General features: G+C 44.4%; 13 protein-coding genes. 6 read left to right on the top strand and 7 right to left on the bottom strand.

Going from position 1 to position 17,301, the window contains the following annotated elements; genetic code table 11:
* Position 1 precedes the first annotated feature (1 nt).
* Both IM792_RS03060 and IM792_RS03055 read left to right on the top strand, forming a co-directional pair.
* On the top strand, positions 2–799 hold the full coding sequence (locus IM792_RS03060; protein WP_194100190.1) for a DUF4249 family protein: 798 nt from the start codon (positions 2–4) through the stop codon (positions 797–799).
* 16 nt (positions 800–815) lie between these two features.
* Entirely contained in the window at positions 816–2,165 is a 1,350-nt protein-coding gene (locus tag IM792_RS03055) for an NHL repeat-containing protein (RefSeq protein ID WP_194100189.1), read from the top strand.
* A gap of 159 nt (positions 2,166–2,324) precedes the next feature.
* Here the strand turns inward: IM792_RS03055 and IM792_RS03050 are convergent, their stop codons facing one another.
* The gene (locus tag IM792_RS03050; protein ID WP_194100187.1) at positions 2,325–5,564 is read right to left on the bottom strand and encodes an amidohydrolase family protein; all 3,240 of its coding nucleotides are present in this window, start codon (positions 5,562–5,564) and stop codon (positions 2,325–2,327) included.
* A 73-nt stretch (positions 5,565–5,637) separates the two neighbouring features.
* Here IM792_RS03050 and IM792_RS03045 point away from each other — a divergent pair, with 73 nt between their 5' ends.
* Entirely contained in the window at positions 5,638–7,533 is a 1,896-nt protein-coding gene (locus IM792_RS03045) for an ATP-dependent DNA helicase RecQ (RefSeq protein WP_194100186.1), read from the top strand.
* A gap of 50 nt (positions 7,534–7,583) precedes the next feature.
* Here IM792_RS03045 and IM792_RS03040 read toward each other — a convergent pair whose 3' ends face one another.
* On the bottom strand, positions 7,584–8,870 hold the full coding sequence (locus tag IM792_RS03040; RefSeq protein WP_194100184.1) for a citrate synthase: 1,287 nt from the start codon (positions 8,868–8,870) through the stop codon (positions 7,584–7,586).
* 151 nt (positions 8,871–9,021) lie between these two features.
* Between IM792_RS03040 and IM792_RS03035 the strand changes: the two genes are divergently transcribed.
* Positions 9,022–12,279, top strand: a complete 3,258-nt coding sequence (locus IM792_RS03035) for a PAS domain-containing hybrid sensor histidine kinase/response regulator (protein WP_194100182.1) — start codon at positions 9,022–9,024, stop codon at positions 12,277–12,279.
* Between the two features lie 2 nt (positions 12,280–12,281).
* Here the strand turns inward: IM792_RS03035 and IM792_RS03030 are convergent, their stop codons facing one another.
* Positions 12,282–12,809 carry a DUF3347 domain-containing protein gene (locus IM792_RS03030; protein ID WP_194100181.1) on the bottom strand — a complete coding sequence of 176 codons (528 nt, stop codon included), beginning with the start codon at positions 12,807–12,809 and terminating at the stop codon, positions 12,282–12,284.
* 25 nt (positions 12,810–12,834) lie between these two features.
* The gene (locus IM792_RS03025; protein WP_194100180.1) at positions 12,835–14,079 is read right to left on the bottom strand and encodes an ABC transporter permease; all 1,245 of its coding nucleotides are present in this window, start codon (positions 14,077–14,079) and stop codon (positions 12,835–12,837) included.
* Between the two features lie 164 nt (positions 14,080–14,243).
* Between IM792_RS03025 and queA the strand changes: the two genes are divergently transcribed.
* Together queA and IM792_RS03015 are read left to right on the top strand one after the other, a co-directional pair.
* Positions 14,244–15,293, top strand: coding sequence for a tRNA preQ1(34) S-adenosylmethionine ribosyltransferase-isomerase QueA (gene queA, locus IM792_RS03020; RefSeq protein ID WP_194100179.1), 1,050 nt, complete (start codon positions 14,244–14,246; stop codon positions 15,291–15,293).
* Positions 15,294–15,384: 91 nt separating this feature from the next.
* On the top strand, positions 15,385–16,071 hold the full coding sequence (locus IM792_RS03015; protein WP_194100178.1) for a 2-C-methyl-D-erythritol 4-phosphate cytidylyltransferase: 687 nt from the start codon (positions 15,385–15,387) through the stop codon (positions 16,069–16,071).
* A gap of 42 nt (positions 16,072–16,113) precedes the next feature.
* Here IM792_RS03015 and IM792_RS03010 read toward each other — a convergent pair whose 3' ends face one another.
* The 3 genes from IM792_RS03010 to IM792_RS03000 all read right to left on the bottom strand — a co-directional run bounded on the left by IM792_RS03010 (position 16,114) and on the right by IM792_RS03000 (position 17,231).
* Complete coding sequence (locus IM792_RS03010) at positions 16,114–16,260, bottom strand: lmo0937 family membrane protein (RefSeq protein WP_194100177.1); 147 nt, start codon at positions 16,258–16,260, stop codon at positions 16,114–16,116.
* Between the two features lie 114 nt (positions 16,261–16,374).
* Positions 16,375–16,596 (bottom strand): DUF2795 domain-containing protein, encoded by a 222-nt coding sequence (locus IM792_RS03005; RefSeq protein WP_002996718.1) that lies wholly within the window; start codon positions 16,594–16,596, stop codon positions 16,375–16,377.
* A gap of 86 nt (positions 16,597–16,682) precedes the next feature.
* A complete protein-coding gene (locus IM792_RS03000; RefSeq protein WP_194100176.1) occupies positions 16,683–17,231 on the bottom strand; it encodes a cob(I)yrinic acid a,c-diamide adenosyltransferase in 549 nt (182 codons plus the stop codon).
* Positions 17,232–17,301 lie beyond the last annotated feature (70 nt).

The following is a 17,301-nucleotide window of genomic DNA, read 5'->3' as shown; positions in this document are numbered from 1 at the left end:
CATGAAATTTAAACACATATACGCCTTTATACTATTGGCCGTAGCCCTGTTCGGTTGTAAAAAGGAGGACAATACCGTAGTGGCCAATCGCGCGGTGGTAGTGGCCTACCTGATGCCGGGGCAAGCACCATCGGTTAAAATATACCAGCAAAAGGCTTTTGATGATACGGCATCGTACGGTGCCTTGGTTTCGGGCTTAAAGCTTACGCTTTCAAACGGTACCGATTCGGTATCGTTAAAGGAAACTACTACCGGCACCTACACTTACAGCGATGCAGCCTATATACAAACAGGTAAAACTTATGGCTTAACATTCAGCTACAATAACGAAACCGTTACGGCAACTACAACCGTGCCTGTAAAAACCACGGGCTTTACGGCATCGGCAACAACCATTGTAGTACCTGTTGATGATGACTTCCCGAGCGCGGGCACTACCGACTCGGTTGCCGTGGTGTACCGATGGAATAACCCCGACTCGCTGTACCATGTGCTCGTATTTAAAAATGATGAGCTATACCCTTTTATTCTGGATGGCAGACGGGGCAATGCGCAAGCCAACTTCACCATTAACGGTAAGCAAGCGGCCGGGTACGATCTGTATTACCGCACACTCAATTACAAAGGCACCTATAAGGTGATACTTTTCACGGTTAACAAGGAGTATAATGATGTTTTGAGCAGCAACGCCAATACCTCATCGCAACAGCTTACCAACCCGCCGGGCAACATTACCAACGGCTATGGCATATTCACCGCCATGCAAGCCGACACTATACAATTAACAGTGAATCAATAAAATCACATATCATATCATGATAAAGCATCTATATAAAATTTTAATACTGACCGCGCTAACCGGTTTCACATTGGCGGGCTGTAGCAAAAGCACGCAATATGATCTACCTGAAGTAACAACCGTGCAACCCGTTTTCGAGGCCGCTACCGGCAAAGTGTGGTCGGGTGGTAATGTACCGGGTGATGATTATTATATATCGGGCTATGGTATTTGCTGGAGTACTACTAACTCTACTCCTACCATCTCCGACTCAAAAACATCCGAAACATTGAACAGACTGGCGTTCGCAAGTTCTATATCTGATATTACCGCCGGTACAACCTGTTATGTGAGGGCCTATGCCGCAAACACCACAGGCACATCGTACGGTGAGGTTTACACGATACAGATACCCGCGGCAAGTACTATTGATGCGCAGGTTACTACCCTTGCGGGTAACTCGGCGGCGGGTTTTGTTGATGGCACTGGCACATCAGCATCATTTAACTACCCAATGGGTGTTTGGGCCGACAACACGGGTGATATTTACGTAGCCGATTCATACAACAGCGCTATCCGTAAGGTAACATCAACAGGCGAGGTTACAACGTTTACGGGTAAGGGATCAATCGGCTACCTGGATGGCAGCCTGACCGATGCGCAGTTTTACGCCTGCTCGGGTATTGTAGGCGATAACAACGGCAACTTTTACGTGGCCGACCGTGGCAATAACATGATCAGGAAGATAAGCGGTAATACCGTTACCACTTTTGCGGGCACCGGTGTGGCGGGCAGCGAAAACACTACAGGCATATCAGCATCATTCAATACCCCGGCAAGTATAGTACTATCCTCAACAGGTTATTTATTTGTGGCTGATAATGGCAACAGTTTGATACGCAGAATTGACCCGACCGCCGTAGTAACCACCTTTGCAGGCAACCTTACTACCGGACTGATAAATCGTGCAGGTACCGATGCAGCGCTTAATAAACCTAATGCCATGGCTATTGATGCATCGGGCAATATTTACGTGGCCGAAACTGCTAACCATGATATCAGGAAGATAGATATTAACGGCAATGTAAGTACCATAGTTGGCAGCCCTGAAAATACAAGTGTTGTTGGCAACCCTACCGGCTTAGCTGTTGATGCCAGCGGCAACCTTTACATAAGTGATGCAACCGGGCGAATATTAAAGCTGGGTACAGATAATGTACTTAGCGTAATAGCAGGTTCAGCAACGGCGGGTTATGCTGATGGTACCGGAAGCAGCGCTTTGTTTAACAGCCCGCAAGGGTTAACTATTGACGCGATAGGTAACTTATACGTTGCCGATTATGCAAACCAGCGCATCCGCAAGATCACCTTTACTACACCTAATTAATTAAAATTCGAGGTAAATCTACATAAAGTTTAAAAGGCCCGTGTTTATGCTGCATAAGCTACAAACAGGGGCTTTTTTATGTGCTGTGCACAAGCTTATGTACAACAAAAAATCCCGGCTACTTACGTAAACGGGATTTTTGTTTTTTGCTTATGCAGATCAATCACAATCCTGTGTGCCGTATAAATACGTTTCGGTATTGTTTACAGGCAGGTTAAGCATATCGCCACCGCGACCCATTTGCCACCAAAAACGCAGACGTGGTTTTTCACGGTTACCTATTTCATTCATCGAGTCGGCATCGTACAAACGGCCATTCAGCATAACATACTTTATGCTTTCGCTGTTGCGGATGTCTTCTAAGGGGTTTTCATCCAGCACCACCAGATCGGCCAGTTTGCCCGGTTCAAGCGAGCCTATCTCCTTATCCATACCCAGGTATGATGCGCCATTAATGGTAGCGCAACGCAAAGCCTGCATTGGCGACATACCGCCTTGTGCCAGCATCCACAGCTCCCAATGGGCACCTATGCCTTGCATTTGGCCATGCGCGCCCAGGTTAACCTTGGTACCGCCATCAGCAATAAATTTGGTAGCCTTTGATACATCGATATGCCCGTAATCGCCATACTCAGATGTAGAACGTCTGCGCGAACGCGCGTCAACCATTGATGGCGGGGTGAATGATAACAGTCGGTCATTTTTCCAAACCTCAGTACGGTCATACCAGTAAGTTTCGCCAAATTGGGTACCATAGCTTACTATAAGGGTTGGCGTATAACCTACTTTGGTAGCGTTCCACAGGCTGCGTACATCTTTGTATACGGGATAAACGGGTATATTATGTTCAATGCCCGTATGCCCATCTATCACCTGTGTCATATTGGTAAAGTATGTTGAGCCACCTTCGGGCACTACTTCCATCTGCAACTCGCGGGCAGCCTCAATTACTTGCTGCCTTTGCTCGCGGCGTGGTTGGTTGTAGCTTTTAACCGAGAACGCCCCTACCGCCTTAAGTCGGCGCAGGTTTGAGCGGGCATCATCCAGGCTGTTTATTACGGCCTTAAAATCGCCATCAGCACCGTAAAGTATGGTACCGGTTGAGTAAACCCTCGGCCCCACCATTACCCCCGAGCGCAGCATTTCATTTTGGCTAAATACCATCTCGGTATTGCTTGATGGATCGTGCGAGGTAGTTACACCAAAGGCCAGGTTGGCGTAGTAACTCCAATCCTGCTGTGGCGTTACACCGTCGGGGCTGGTATGCAGGTGCGCGTGCACATCTATCAGGCCGGGTATAATGGTTTTGCCGGCCATATCGTAAACCTTAGCGTCGGCAGGTACGGCAACATCGGCAGCCTTACCTACCGCGGTTATTTTATTATTTACTACAATAAGGTTGCCTTTCGCAATTACCTCCTCACCCTTCATGGTAATAATGCGGGCATTGGTAAAGGCTATCTTTCCGGTTGGTAGATCGCCTTTCAGTTTCAGGCCGATATCGGCAGTCGCATTGGTATCAAGTGCCGGTGCCTTATCAGGATTGGCGTCTGAATACGGGAAAGCGTTTTTGATATCGCGGGCGTAATACTTTGGCCCTAACGTCCACATCAGTTTTTGGCTGTCCTTGCTCCAATGCAGGTAAGTACCTGCATCGCGGGTTAGTCTGTTCAACGGTAAAGCCTTGTTTCCTGCCGATAGATCCTGCGGACTACCGGTTTGCGTCATCGGTGTAATGTAGCAGTTAAACAGTTCAGTAAAGGCCATCCATTTACCATCAGGACTTGGATTGAACTGCGTGGCATAAGTTGAGGTATACAGCGTATGCTGATTACCGCCAAACAGATCCATCACCTTAAAGGCCTTTTTGCCGCCCTCGCTGCTTTGGTAATATATCTTTTGATCATCAGGCGAAAACTGCGGGCGGATACCATTATCCAACACCAGCCTTGGTGTACCACCGGCCGCTGCCATAACATATATACCGGGATTGATACCAAAGGCATATCCCAGATCCTGATTACCCTCGCCCTTGCGGAACACAATTACATCGCCTTTGTTATTAAACTTAGGCGAATAGTAAAAGCCCTTTTCAATGGTTAGGCGGGTAACTATTTTAGTAGCCAGATCAATTTTGTTGATGCCACCTTTCAATTCATCCGTCCAGCTTACATAAACCAAAGTTTTACCATCCGGGCTAAAACTGGGTTCATATTCCATATCAGCCGTAGTGGTTATGCGTTGCGGTTTTCCGCTTGGTAATTCCTTTATGTAGATGTGCCCCGCCGCGTTAAATGCCACCAGTTTTCCATCAGGCGATGTGGTGAGCTGGCGTATCATTTTGGCAGTGAACTCCTCCTGAAATACCTTTTGCGGAAAATGCAATGACTCCGATACTACCTGCTGCGTAGTTACCTCAAATGGTATCTGCACGGCGTTAAGCGTCGTCAGGTCAAGGTTCCATATTTTACCTTTGGCATAAAACACAATACCCTTACCATCAGGGGTAAAGCTAAAGCTGGGGTAAACGCCAAATATGGCCCATGTTTCCTGCTGATCGTGCGAGAGGCTATCATAAACCGGCCACTCCTCGCCTGTTTCCAGGTTACGCAGGTACAATACCGATTTTAAACGCACACGCTTAACAAAGGCCAGCAACTTACCATCGGGCGATAACTCCGGGCGACAAGCGCCACCTGCATCACCGGTAACGGTTTCAATGTCGCCGGTTTGGCGGTTAAGGCGTTTAATGGCGTATATACCCGGATATGGGTCTTTATTATACTGAAAGAACGGGCCGGGTGTAATATCCTCGCTCCAGTAAACATATTTACCATCGGGCGATATTACAGGTTCACCCGCATCCTGCTGGTCATTTTTACGTTTGGTAAGTTGTACACCCTCGCCACCTGTGCGGTAGTACAGCCACATTTCGCCCGCGCCTAATGACCGGCTTGCTGTAAAGTGCTTACGGGCTACCAAATAGTTACCATCAGGCGACCATGAAGCGTTATTCAATAATCTGAAATTCTCTTTGGTGATAGAATGCTTGTTATTGCCATCAGCATTCATTATCCATATGTTATCGCCCCCCTCCTTATCGCTGGTGTACGAAATAAAGTTACCATCCGGACTAAAGCGGGGTTGTACCTCCCAGGCTCTGCCACCGGCCAGTATGGTTGCACGGCCTCCGGTAATGGGCATGCTATAAATATCGCCTAATAAATCAAAAACTATAGTTTTGCCGTCGGGACTAATGTCAACATTCATCCAGGTACCTTCATCGGTGGTGATATTCACCTTTTTAGGCTGGCCCGATGTATTTTCAACGTTCCATTTTTGTGCGCTGGCCGATAGGTTTAACAGGATAAGCAGAAGAAAGGGGTAAACTTTTTTCATAAGGTCAAATTATTGAAGCCACGAATTTAATTATATTGAAACGATTTACTGTTTTTAGCTTTGCCATATTTGCATGACAATCCACACCATACTACAACAATACTGGAAACATGATACCTTTCGGCCTATGCAGGAGGATATCATCAATTCGGTAATGGCGGGTAATGATACGCTCGCGCTGTTGCCCACCGGTGGTGGTAAGTCGGTATGTTTCCAGGTGCCTGCTATGGCTATGGAGGGTATCTGCATTGTGGTATCGCCGCTGATAGCGCTGATGAAAGATCAGGTAGAGAACCTGAAGGCCAAAGGTATTGAAGCGGTGGCCATAGTATCGGGCATGGGTAAGCGGGAAATAGATATCGCGCTTGATAATTGTATTTACGGTAAGGTAAAGTTTCTATACCTATCGCCTGAAAGGCTGTTATCAGAGTTAGTTCGTGAGCGGGTATCGTACATGAAAGTGAACCTGATCGCTATTGACGAGGCGCACTGTATATCGCAATGGGGTTATGATTTTCGTCCGCCCTATTTGCACATTGCCGATCTGCGCGATATTAAACCCGAAGTACCCGTATTAGCCCTTACGGCAACAGCCACTGCCGATGTCAAGGACGATATAAAGGAACGCCTGCTTTTTAAACCCGGCTGCAAGGTATTTCAGCAAAGTTTTGAACGGCCCAACATCAGCTATGTGGTACAGCAAACTGAGGATAAGCTGCGCAAACTGCTCAGCATTGCCAATGGTGTTAATGGTACCGGTATTGTATACGTACGCAGCCGGAAGGAAACTGTTGAGCTTACCCGTTTTTTTAATGATAACGGTATATCTGCCGCTAACTACCATGCCGGTATGCCGATGGACCAGCGTGCTCTGCATCAGCAGGAATGGAAGGATAATCGCATACGTGTTATTGTTGCCACCAGCGCTTTCGGGATGGGTATTGATAAGCCCGATGTTAGGTTTGTAGTACACAAGGATGCACCCGAAAGCCTCGAAGCTTATTACCAGGAAGCCGGGCGTGCCGGGCGAGATGGACAAAAAGCCTACGGCGTGTTGCTCTACAATAATAACGACCGTTACAAGCAGGAGCGCAAGTTTGAAACCAGCTTTCCATCTGTTGATGAAATAAAGCTGGTTTATCATCAGTTAGCCAATCAGTACCAGATAGCTTACAGCGCGGGCGCGGGTTTAAGTTTTGATTTTGATATAACCGATTTTTGTAATCGCTTTAAGCTCGATATTTTTAAAACGCTTAATGCTCTTAAGTTTTTAGAGCAGGATGAATATATTTCATTCAACGAGAGTGTATACCTGCCCTCTCGCTACCGCTTTATTGTTGACCATAGCACGCTTTACAGTTTCCAGATAGCAAACCAGGGTTGGGATGCCTTTATAAAAACATTGCTCAGATCGTACGGTGGTTCGTTTGATAATTACGTGCGTGTAAAGGAGTTTGAAATGGCCCGCCGTACCAACATGAGTGTACAACAGGTTATTGAGGGCTTAAAGCAACTTCAGGAATACAAGATCATCAATTACCTGCAACAAACTGATCAGCCGCAAATAACTTATTTGAAGCCCCGCCTGCAAGCTGCCGAATTGTACATTAACCGCGCTTATATTGAGGAGCGTAAAAAGATATATCGTAATAAAGTAGAGGCTGTTTTAGCCTATGCCACCCACAAAAAATGCCGCAGCCAAATGTTGCTGGGTTATTTTGATGAGGATGATGCCCGCAAATGCGGCGTATGCGATGTATGCCTCGAAGAAAAACGTAAGCACGATAACGAAAACATTGGCGAAGTGCTTGCAGACGAGATATTACAACTGGTAAGTATTGAACCTCTGACCCTTAATACCCTAATATCATCCCTAAAAAAAGGAAACGATAACCAAAAGATAGGTGCCTTGCGCGAGTTGCTGGACTCCGGGCGTATTAAGGCAGACGGAGAACGGTATTACGTATAAAAAGTAAAGCCGGCTTATAGGCCGGCTTTACATATCTGTATTTAAAGTTATTAGCGTTTTTCAAGCTCAACAAAAGCTCTGTCGGTTTCGCCAACGTATATTTGGCGAGGGCGGCCGATAGGTTCTTTGTTCTCTTTCATTTCTTTCCACTGCGCTATCCATCCCGGTAAACGGCCAAGTGCGAATAATACAGTGAACATATCAGTAGGGAAACCTAATGCACGGTAGATGATGCCTGAGTAGAAATCCACATTCGGGTAAAGCTTACGCTCAACAAAGTATGGATCTTTCAAGGCTACTTCTTCCAGTTTCTTGGCAATTTCGAGCACCTCATCGTTAATACCCAGTTTCTCTAACAGATCGTCGCATGCTTTTTTGATGATCTTGGCGCGTGGGTCAAAGTTTTTGTACACACGGTGACCAAAACCCATCAAACGGAACGGATCGTTCTTATCTTTTGCCTTGGCTATCCATTTATCGGTATCGCCACCATCCTGTTGTATTTTTTCAAGCATCTCGATAACCGCCTGGTTAGCGCCACCATGCAGCGGGCCCCAAAGCGCGGAGATACCGGCTGAGATAGAAGCATAGATATTTGAATCTGACGAACCTACGATACGTACTGTTGATGTTGAACAGTTTTGCTCATGATCGGCATGCAGAATAAGCAGCTTGTTCATGGCGCTTACAATTACCGGATCGATCTCCACCTGTTCGGTACGCTGCCCGAAGGTCATGTGCAGGTAGTTGGTAACGTAATCGTATTTGTTTTGAGGATAGATATACGGATGGCCTAATGACTTTTTGTAGATCCATGATACCAGGGTTGACATTTTAGCCAGCATTTTAACAATGCTCAGGTTAACCTCCTCGGTAGTTTGATTTGATTTTAATGATTCAGGATAAAAAGCCGACATGGCGCATACCAATGATGACAATTGGCCCATTGGGTGCGAACGCTGAGGGAAGCCGTCAAAAAACTTCTTCATATCCTCGTGCACCAGTGTGTGGCGGCTTAGCTGATATTGAAAATCGTTAAGTTGAGTAGTAGTTGGCAACTCGCCGTATATCAACAGGTAAGCAACCTCAATAAAGGTTGATTTTTCGGCAAGTTCTTCAATTGAATAACCACGATATTTAAGTATCCCTTTCTCCCCATCTAAAAAAGTAATGGCGCTTTTTGTGGCGCCAGTGTTTTTATACCCAATATCAAGTGTTACATATCCGCTTTGATCGCGAAGCTTCGAGATATCGATTGCCTTCTCTCCTTCAGAGCCCGTTATTACCGGTAGGTCGTGCGTTTTATCGCCTATAATTAGTTGTGCTATTTCTGACATAGAAAAAAATGTAAGTGCAGCAAATGTAAATAAATCTGTGTATTATTATCGGCTATAAGGGTTATGTAATGTAATTTTTATGTTTAATTAACAAACTCATAAACCCGCATTTTATATTTTAAGTTTAAGTTTTTTACCCGTTAACTGACCAATGTCGCTCAATAGCAGGCTTGTATTATTGATACATAATGACAGGAGCATATACCGGCTTTTGTTGCTGGTTTTGTGCATTGCCAGCCCTGCCCTTTACTTCCTTTGTCATAAGGATTATGCTGACCCGCTGTATATCAGGATGATTGGCAGCGCGACCTGTATAGCCGCCATTGGACTATCCTTTGTTAAAAGCAAAATTTATTTCAGGCTGAGCCTTTACGTCACCATCATAACGCATTTAGTTGTCAATAATTATTTGTTGTTAAGTTCTACGCAGTTTAGTCCGTTATACATATTTGGTTCGCTGGTAATATTTATGGGGCTGGCCTTTTTGTGTATTAAGCAATACGAGTTTGTTGCCATTACAGCCATTAACCTCGCACTGGTACTTACGGCATACATTAACACGCCTAACCATAACATAACCACACTGTGGTTAAGCGGGTTACTGGCTATATTTACAGCATCGGGTTATATTATTTTCATCGTGCGGATGGTGTACCGCCTACGGTTTAAAAAGGCGGTTGATAATCTCACCAAAACCAATAACTCACTTAAATTAAGCGAACAAAAACTGCGCGATAGCCGCAACCAATTGCATTCGCTCATTAACTCCATTAACGATATTGTTTTTGAGATACACGAGGATGGCCACATGCTTAATGTATGGTACAACGAGCAAAAAACATTGCACTTTGACCCAAAAGTATTTTTTCAGAACAAGCTGACCGATGTGGTCAACAGTGAAAAGGCAGCCCCGCTGATAGAAGTTATAACACATGTGATCAATGATCATCAACCTAAAACCATTGAATTTCGATCGATATTTGGTGTTGATAAATGGTTTTCGGCCAAGATTACCCCGGTGCACGACAGGCAGGGAAAATACACCAAACGCGTATCGGTAGCGGTTACTGATATTACCAACCAAAAAAACTACGAACAGGCACTACAAAATAATCAGGATCTGCTTTTAGAGGCGCAGAGCATAGCCAAAATGGCCAACTGGTGGTTCGATGCCAACCTTAATGAAACCTATTGGTCGCCCAACGCATACAAAATGCTGGAGATAAAGGGCATTCCTGATGGTTTAACTCATGAGGAATACTATCAGTCACGTGTTCACCCTGATGATCTTACCATCACCAAAAACTTTATACAAAACCTGGGACTTGATGGCCGCAAAACCTTTGAGCATAAAATTGTAACCGCCAAGGGAAATTTAAAGTATATCAAGATAATTTGTGGCGAAACCAGTCTTAATGATGATGGCAGCCTTAAACGGGTATCAGGTATTATCCAGGATATTACGGAAATTCGCTTGTCCGAAAAATCGGCCAAGATAAGCCGTGCCGAACTGATAGAAGCACAAACCATAGCCAAAATTGGCAACTGGAAAAACGAGCAGGCCCTTGACCGTTTTTCATGGTCTGACGAGATAGCCAACATATACGAGATAGAGAAAAAGCACGTAGCGCTCAAAAACTTTGTACGGTTGTTCTTTAAACACGTACATCCTGATGATCGTGAGCTGCTTCACAAGCTTTTAAAAACACCGTCGTCGGCAGTTGGGCGCTCGTTTGAGTACCGCATAATTGGTACTGACGGCACTATTAAACACCTAAGCCTCATAATAGGTAAAGTAATGCGCCGCGATGGTGTCCTGCGTAAAATTATAGGCACTTTACAGGATGTAACCGAGCGTAAAAAGGCTGAACTTGAATTTGAACGCACTAAAAACAAGTATCAATTGGTGCTTGAGGGTATAAAACTGGTTGCATTAACTGTTGACAGAAATGGCATTGTTACTTTTTGTAACAGCCATTTGGCAGGCATACTGGGCTGTACCCCTGCCGATGTTGTTGGCCTTAACTGGATAAACACCTTTGTGCCCGAGCAATTCAGAAACACGCTGAACGTTTGGCTGGATGGTACCAATTACGAAAGCCATTATATTAACCCAATAATTTGTAAGGATGGTAAAGAAGCCATAATAAGCTGGCAAAACACCATGAGCTTTGATGAACATGGCGCATTGATAGAGATAACATCACTTGGTGAGGATATTACCGACAGGCAGAAAGCCACGCAGGAACTGATAACGGCCAAGGAAGATGCCGAACGTTCGTCAAAATTCCAGTCGGATTTCCTGTCGACCATGAGCCATGAGATACGCACACCGATGAATGCCGTGATAGGTATCACCAACCTGCTTTTGGCCGATAGCCCAAGGCCGGAACAATTGGAGTATCTGCACACGCTCAAATTTTCGGGCGATAACCTGCTGGCCATTATTAATGATATACTTGATTATAACAAGATAGAGGCCGGTAAATTCGAACTGATCAAACACCCGGTAAACTTAAAGCAACTTACACAAAACATCTGGCAAACCTTTTTACCAAGGGCGGCACAACAAGGCATCGAACTGAAGCTTATAACGGATAGTGAGATTCCCGGTCTTATTATGGCCGATCAGGTGCGTTTGAGCCAGATACTGAACAACCTGATAGGTAATAGTATAAAGTTCACCCATAAGGGTAACGTAACCATCAAAGTTGATAAAACTACTGAGGATGACAACACAACAGGCATCCGTTTTACCATAAGCGATACCGGTATTGGCATAGCCCCGAAAAGCCTGCCCGATATTTTCGATCCGTTTGTACAGGATATGCACCATCAAAATACTTTTGGCGGTACCGGCCTTGGCCTCGCTATTACCAAACGCCTGGTAAACCTGCATAACGGCAGTATTGATGTAGTGAGCGAACTTAACTCAGGCACTAAATTCACTATCGACATTGTATTTGAAGCGGTTGCTGATACCGGGCATGACGCACAAAACAAACCGGCTCCTGCCCCATCGCAGGATTTGAGCGATATACACATTTTGGTGGTTGACGATAACAAGATGAACCTGCTTATCGCCTCAAAATTCCTTAAAAAGTGGAAGGCTAATGTTGATGAGGCTATTAACGGCCAAATGGCGGTGGACCTGACAAACACCAAGGCCTACAGCATGATCATTATGGATTTGCAAATGCCGGTTATGGATGGCTTTGAGGCAACGCGTATTATTAAGCGTACGCATCCGCATATACCAATTATCGCGCTTACTGCCGATGCTATGCCCGATACATACAACAAAGCGTTTGAGGCCGGAATGGATGATTATTTAACCAAACCCTTCCTGCCCGAAACGCTTTTTGAAAAAGTATCAAAACACCGCAACATGCGCGGTGTAAGTAACTGATGTTATTTTAGTTCTTCTTTAACCTCGCCACACTCCAGCATATCATCGCCATAGTATGGGTTTTTGATCTCCTTAGCTTCTGATAGCCAATAGCCGCCTTTACCCTCATTAGCCATAGGGCAAAACGCCACGAATGATGGCTTACCGGTTTTGATGCCCTTCGCCAGTGTGATAACATCCTTACTCAATGTTAAAAATGCCTTACGCTGATCGGCTATCTTATCAGTAGCGGCAATATCGCCGGCCAGTGTCGCGGCCTCTGAGCAGCCTTTAACCTCAATAAGCTCCTGCTGCAACTTGGTCGCGCTTTTTTGGCTCGCGGCAGCATCCGATTTTACAAGGTCGTTTTTTAGAGCGATGTAGGAGGCCAGCACTTCGCTCACATTATTCTTATCCGGGTCGGTAGCATTTGCAGCTACGGCGGTAGTGTCGGTAGTTGTTGTTTCTTCGGTGCTTTTTGAGGCCGGTTGGTTACAGGCAGCAGCCATGAACATAGCAGCCACAGCGGCTGTAATAAAATATCTTTTCATTGGGGTTGAGTTTATCAGCCTTAAATTAGTTTGAACGTATGGCATCAACAGGGTTTAGCCTTGCCGCGCTCAGTGCTGGTACTATGCCCGATATTACACCGATAGCTAATGAGCCTAAAACTCCTATCAATATATTTTTCATACCGATCACCACTTCAAAACCAGTTAAGCCAACAAGTAACGATAGCAGATACACCAACATCAAACCTATTATACCCCCCATAAGGCAAAGGGCCAAGGCTTCAATTAAAAACTGCAATAATATGAAATAGTTTTTAGCACCCAATGATTTCTGTATGCCTATGATGTTGGTACGCTCTTTCACCGATACGAACATGATATTAGCGATACCAAATCCCCCTACTAAAATAGAAAAGCAACCAACAAATAAACCTACCTTGTTAAGCACACCAAAAAGCGAATCTAACTGGTTTGACAACAGGGTTGATTTATTAAGCGCGAAGTTATCCTCCTTACCCGGGGCTATACGCCTGATAGAACGCATCACCCCCTGAAGCTCGCTTTCTACCTCGGCCTCGGCTACACCTTCCTTGCCTTTTACCACGATCTGCGGTTGATATTTTTCGGCTTTGATATCAATCAGATTGCGCACCATATTCATGGGCAACAGCACCTCCTTATCTGCCGAGATACCCAGCATATCATCACCCTCTTTTTTAAATACCCCGATAACGGTAACATATCGCCCCATTATCTTGATCTTTTTACCCATGGCATCGCCTGCCGGAAATAAGTGGCTGGCTATCTCATACCCTATCACAGTAACCGGTGCACCGGAGCGTGATTCCATATCGGTAAAATATCGGCCATCCTGATATTCATAATTATACACCTGAGAGTGCTCGTGCGATACGGCGTACAATGTAGCCCCATCAACAGTGTTACTTTTATATTTTACTTTGCGACTGTCGATATATATTTCAAACGATACCGCGGCGGCGGTTTGGCTGCGTTTTTTCAGCTCCTCGTAATCGTTCATGTTAGGTACCGGGCGTTGAATGAACTTCCACCAGGGGTAATCATTACCAAATATCCATGGCCATTTTTGTATATATATACTATTGTTACCCAGTTTATTAACACTCTTTTGCAAATTATCGCGCAGGGTATCAACCGCCGAGAATACCGCGATAATAGTGAATATACCAATGGTTACCCCTAACAGGGATAATAAGGTGCGCAGTTTGTTTTGCGTAAGGGCATCATAAGCAAACAAAAAACTCTCGCGAAACAGTTTTAAAAATAGCATAATGGCGATAATTACTTTTTAGACATGAACACGGCTGTTTGGTTACAGTAAATTTAAATTAAATTATATACTCAGCTCACACAAAAGCACCTAAACATCTGTTAAACATTACTAATAAAATTTTTCGTACATTTGCGCCCTGAAAATCCAATAAGAATATTAATATGAAATTATCTCAGTTTAAATTCAATTTACCCGAATCATTAGTAGCACACAACCCATCGGAGAAGCGCGACGAGTCGCGATTGATGGTGCTGCACCGCGAAACAGGCAAAATTGAGCATAAGATATTCAAGGATGTATTGGATTATTTTGATGATCAGGACGTAATGATCCTGAACAATACCAAGGTATTCCCTGCCCGTCTATACGGCAACAAAGAAAAAACCGGCGCTACTATCGAGGTATTCCTGCTTCGCGAACTTAACAAGGAACTTCGCCTTTGGGATGTATTGGTTGATCCGGCCCGTAAAATCCGTGTAGGTAACAAACTTTACTTTGGTGATGACGATCTGCTGATTGCCGAAGTTGTTGACAATACTACTTCACGTGGCCGTACTATCCGCTTTTTGTTTGATGGTACCGATGAGGAATTCCGTCGTAATGTTGAAATTTTAGGCGAAACCCCACTTCCAAAATATATCAAACGTAAAGCTACAGCTGAGGATAAGGAGCGCTACCAAACCATATTCGCTAAAAACGAAGGTGCTGTTGCCGCCCCTACTGCCGGTTTACACTTTAGCCGCGAGTTGATGAAACGTCTTGAACTTAAAGGTGTTGAATTTGCCGAGGTTACCCTGCACGTTGGTTTAGGTACCTTCCGCCAGGTTGAGGTTGAGGACTTGACCAAGCACAAAATGGACTCGGAGCAATTCATTATCGAGCAAAAACAAGCTGATATAGTTAACCGTGGTATAGAGCGTAAAAAACGCATATGCGCCGTTGGTACTACCAGTATGCGTACCATTGAATCATCGGTATCGGCCAATAAAAGCTTAAAAGCGGCTAACGACTGGACAAGCAAATTCATTTTCCCTCCGTACGATTTTAGCATTGCTAACTCAATGATCACTAACTTCCACACACCGGAGTCGACCCTGTTGATGATGATATGTGCCTTTGGTGGTTACGAGCATGTAATGAATGCTTACGAAATAGCAGTTAAAGAGAAATACCGTTTTTACAGCTACGGCGATGCCATGCTGATCATATAATTTTCAATTTATTTGATAAAAAAGAGAGATGGCTTACCATCTCTCTTTTTTTGTTTACACATATTTGCATGGGCTTAGCCCGGTTTAAAATATGCCAGCAACAAACTACGCCATAATAGTAGCCGGAGGTTCGGGTACGCGAATGAAATCGGCCATGCCAAAGCAGTTTTTACCGCTTAACGGCAGGCCATTAATGTTTTATACTTTAGAGGCATTTTACAGCAGCAAGGCTCAGCCTAAACTGATCGTGGTTATGCACCCCGATTTTCATGAACATTGGGCTGAATTATGCAATGAACACCAATTCACCCTGCCGCACGCTTTGGTAGCCGGTGGCAGTACCCGTTTTCATTCGGTAAAAAATGGATTTGATACCATTAAGGATACCAACGCCGTAATTGCCGTGCACGACGCTGTAAGACCGCTTACAAGCGCCGATGTGATAGACAACGCCTACGAATACGCCTCACAACACGGTAACGCCGTAGTGGCCGTTAAGAGCCGTGATTCGGTGCGACGGGTTAAGGATGGCATATCGACAGCTTTGATACGTGATGAGATATACCTGGTACAAACTCCGCAAACATTTATCTATAAACAATTGCAGGAAGCTTATCAGCAACCATATAACGATGGTTTTACTGATGATGCCAGCGTGGTTGAAGCGGCCGGATATAAAATTAACCTGGTTGAAGGCAATGACACCAACATCAAAATCACCTTCCCTGATGATATTGCCATTGCCGAACTACTGTTAAGCAAAAAGCCATCCCTGTAACCAAGGATGGCTTTTAATTTATCTTTATAAATTCCTTAGAATTTATGCTCGCCTGATGATGCCTAATAATAACGCTATGATAGCGATTACTAAAAGCACGTGAATCAAACTACCTGCATGGTTAAAAAAGAAACCGAATATCCAGCCTATTACTAATATGACTGCGATAATGTATAATAAACCTCTCATGTTTATAAGTTTTAGTTGATAAATGTTTTGTTAATATATCAAACTAAAATAATTCCAAAAAGTGTTGATTTTTTTGAAATATTTATGAAAGGCTTAAGCTATACCTGATCAATATTAATATTCGTCTTCGTTAAAGAAGAAATCGTCTTTTGTAGGATAATCAGGCCATATTTCTTCAATGTTCTCATACGGCTCGCCGTCGTCTTCAAGTGCCTGTAAATTCTCGATCACTTCAACCGGGGCGCCCGAGCGTATAGCGTAATCAATCAATTCATCCTTTGTTGCCGGCCATGGTGCATCTTCCAGATGCGATGCAAGTTCAAGTGTCCAATACATATCTATATAGGTTTTTTAATGTTATTAACAATTTCGCAAAAGTATAATATTTTAAAATTGATTATCAATATTTTTTTTCACATTTTTCAACCCCTTGGCAACCACTGGCTTTCAGGCACCTGTGCGTCAAAACCAACCTTTCGGGCCAGGGTAAAAAGGTAATCGCTCAGCCTGTTCAGGTAAATTACAACCTTATCATCCACGTGGCTCTCATCAGCCAGGTGTACAACTACCCGCTCGGCACGGCGGCATACACAGCGCGCCAGGTGGCAAAATGATACCGCATTACTACCGCCGGGCAATATAAAATGTTTTAACGGCGGCAACTTTTCGTTCATGGTATCAATCTCAGTTTCTAATAATTCAACATCACCTTCCTCAATATCGGGCAGTACCATTTTCGATTTTTCCGGATCAGCAGCCAGCGATGCGCCGATGGTAAATAATCTGTCCTGCACGGTTTTGAGCACATCCTGATAATGAACATCTATAGCCTGATCTCGTATCAAACCAACGTACGAATTTAACTCGTCAACGGTTCCGTAACTTTCAATACGCAGGTGATGTTTTGGCACCCTTGTACCGCCAATTAGGGATGTATAGCCTTTATCGCCCGTTTTGGTATATATCTTCATAACAATAATGCAATTAAACAATTTACCCGCTGTTATTATTATCAATGTGAATAATTTGGCAAATGTTTAC

Source organism: Mucilaginibacter sp. JRF (genome assembly GCF_015223065.1).
Lineage (GTDB): Bacteria > Bacteroidota > Bacteroidia > Sphingobacteriales > Sphingobacteriaceae > Mucilaginibacter.
Note: the sequence above shows the minus strand (reverse complement) of the source record. Positions and strands in the feature narration are given on the sequence as shown.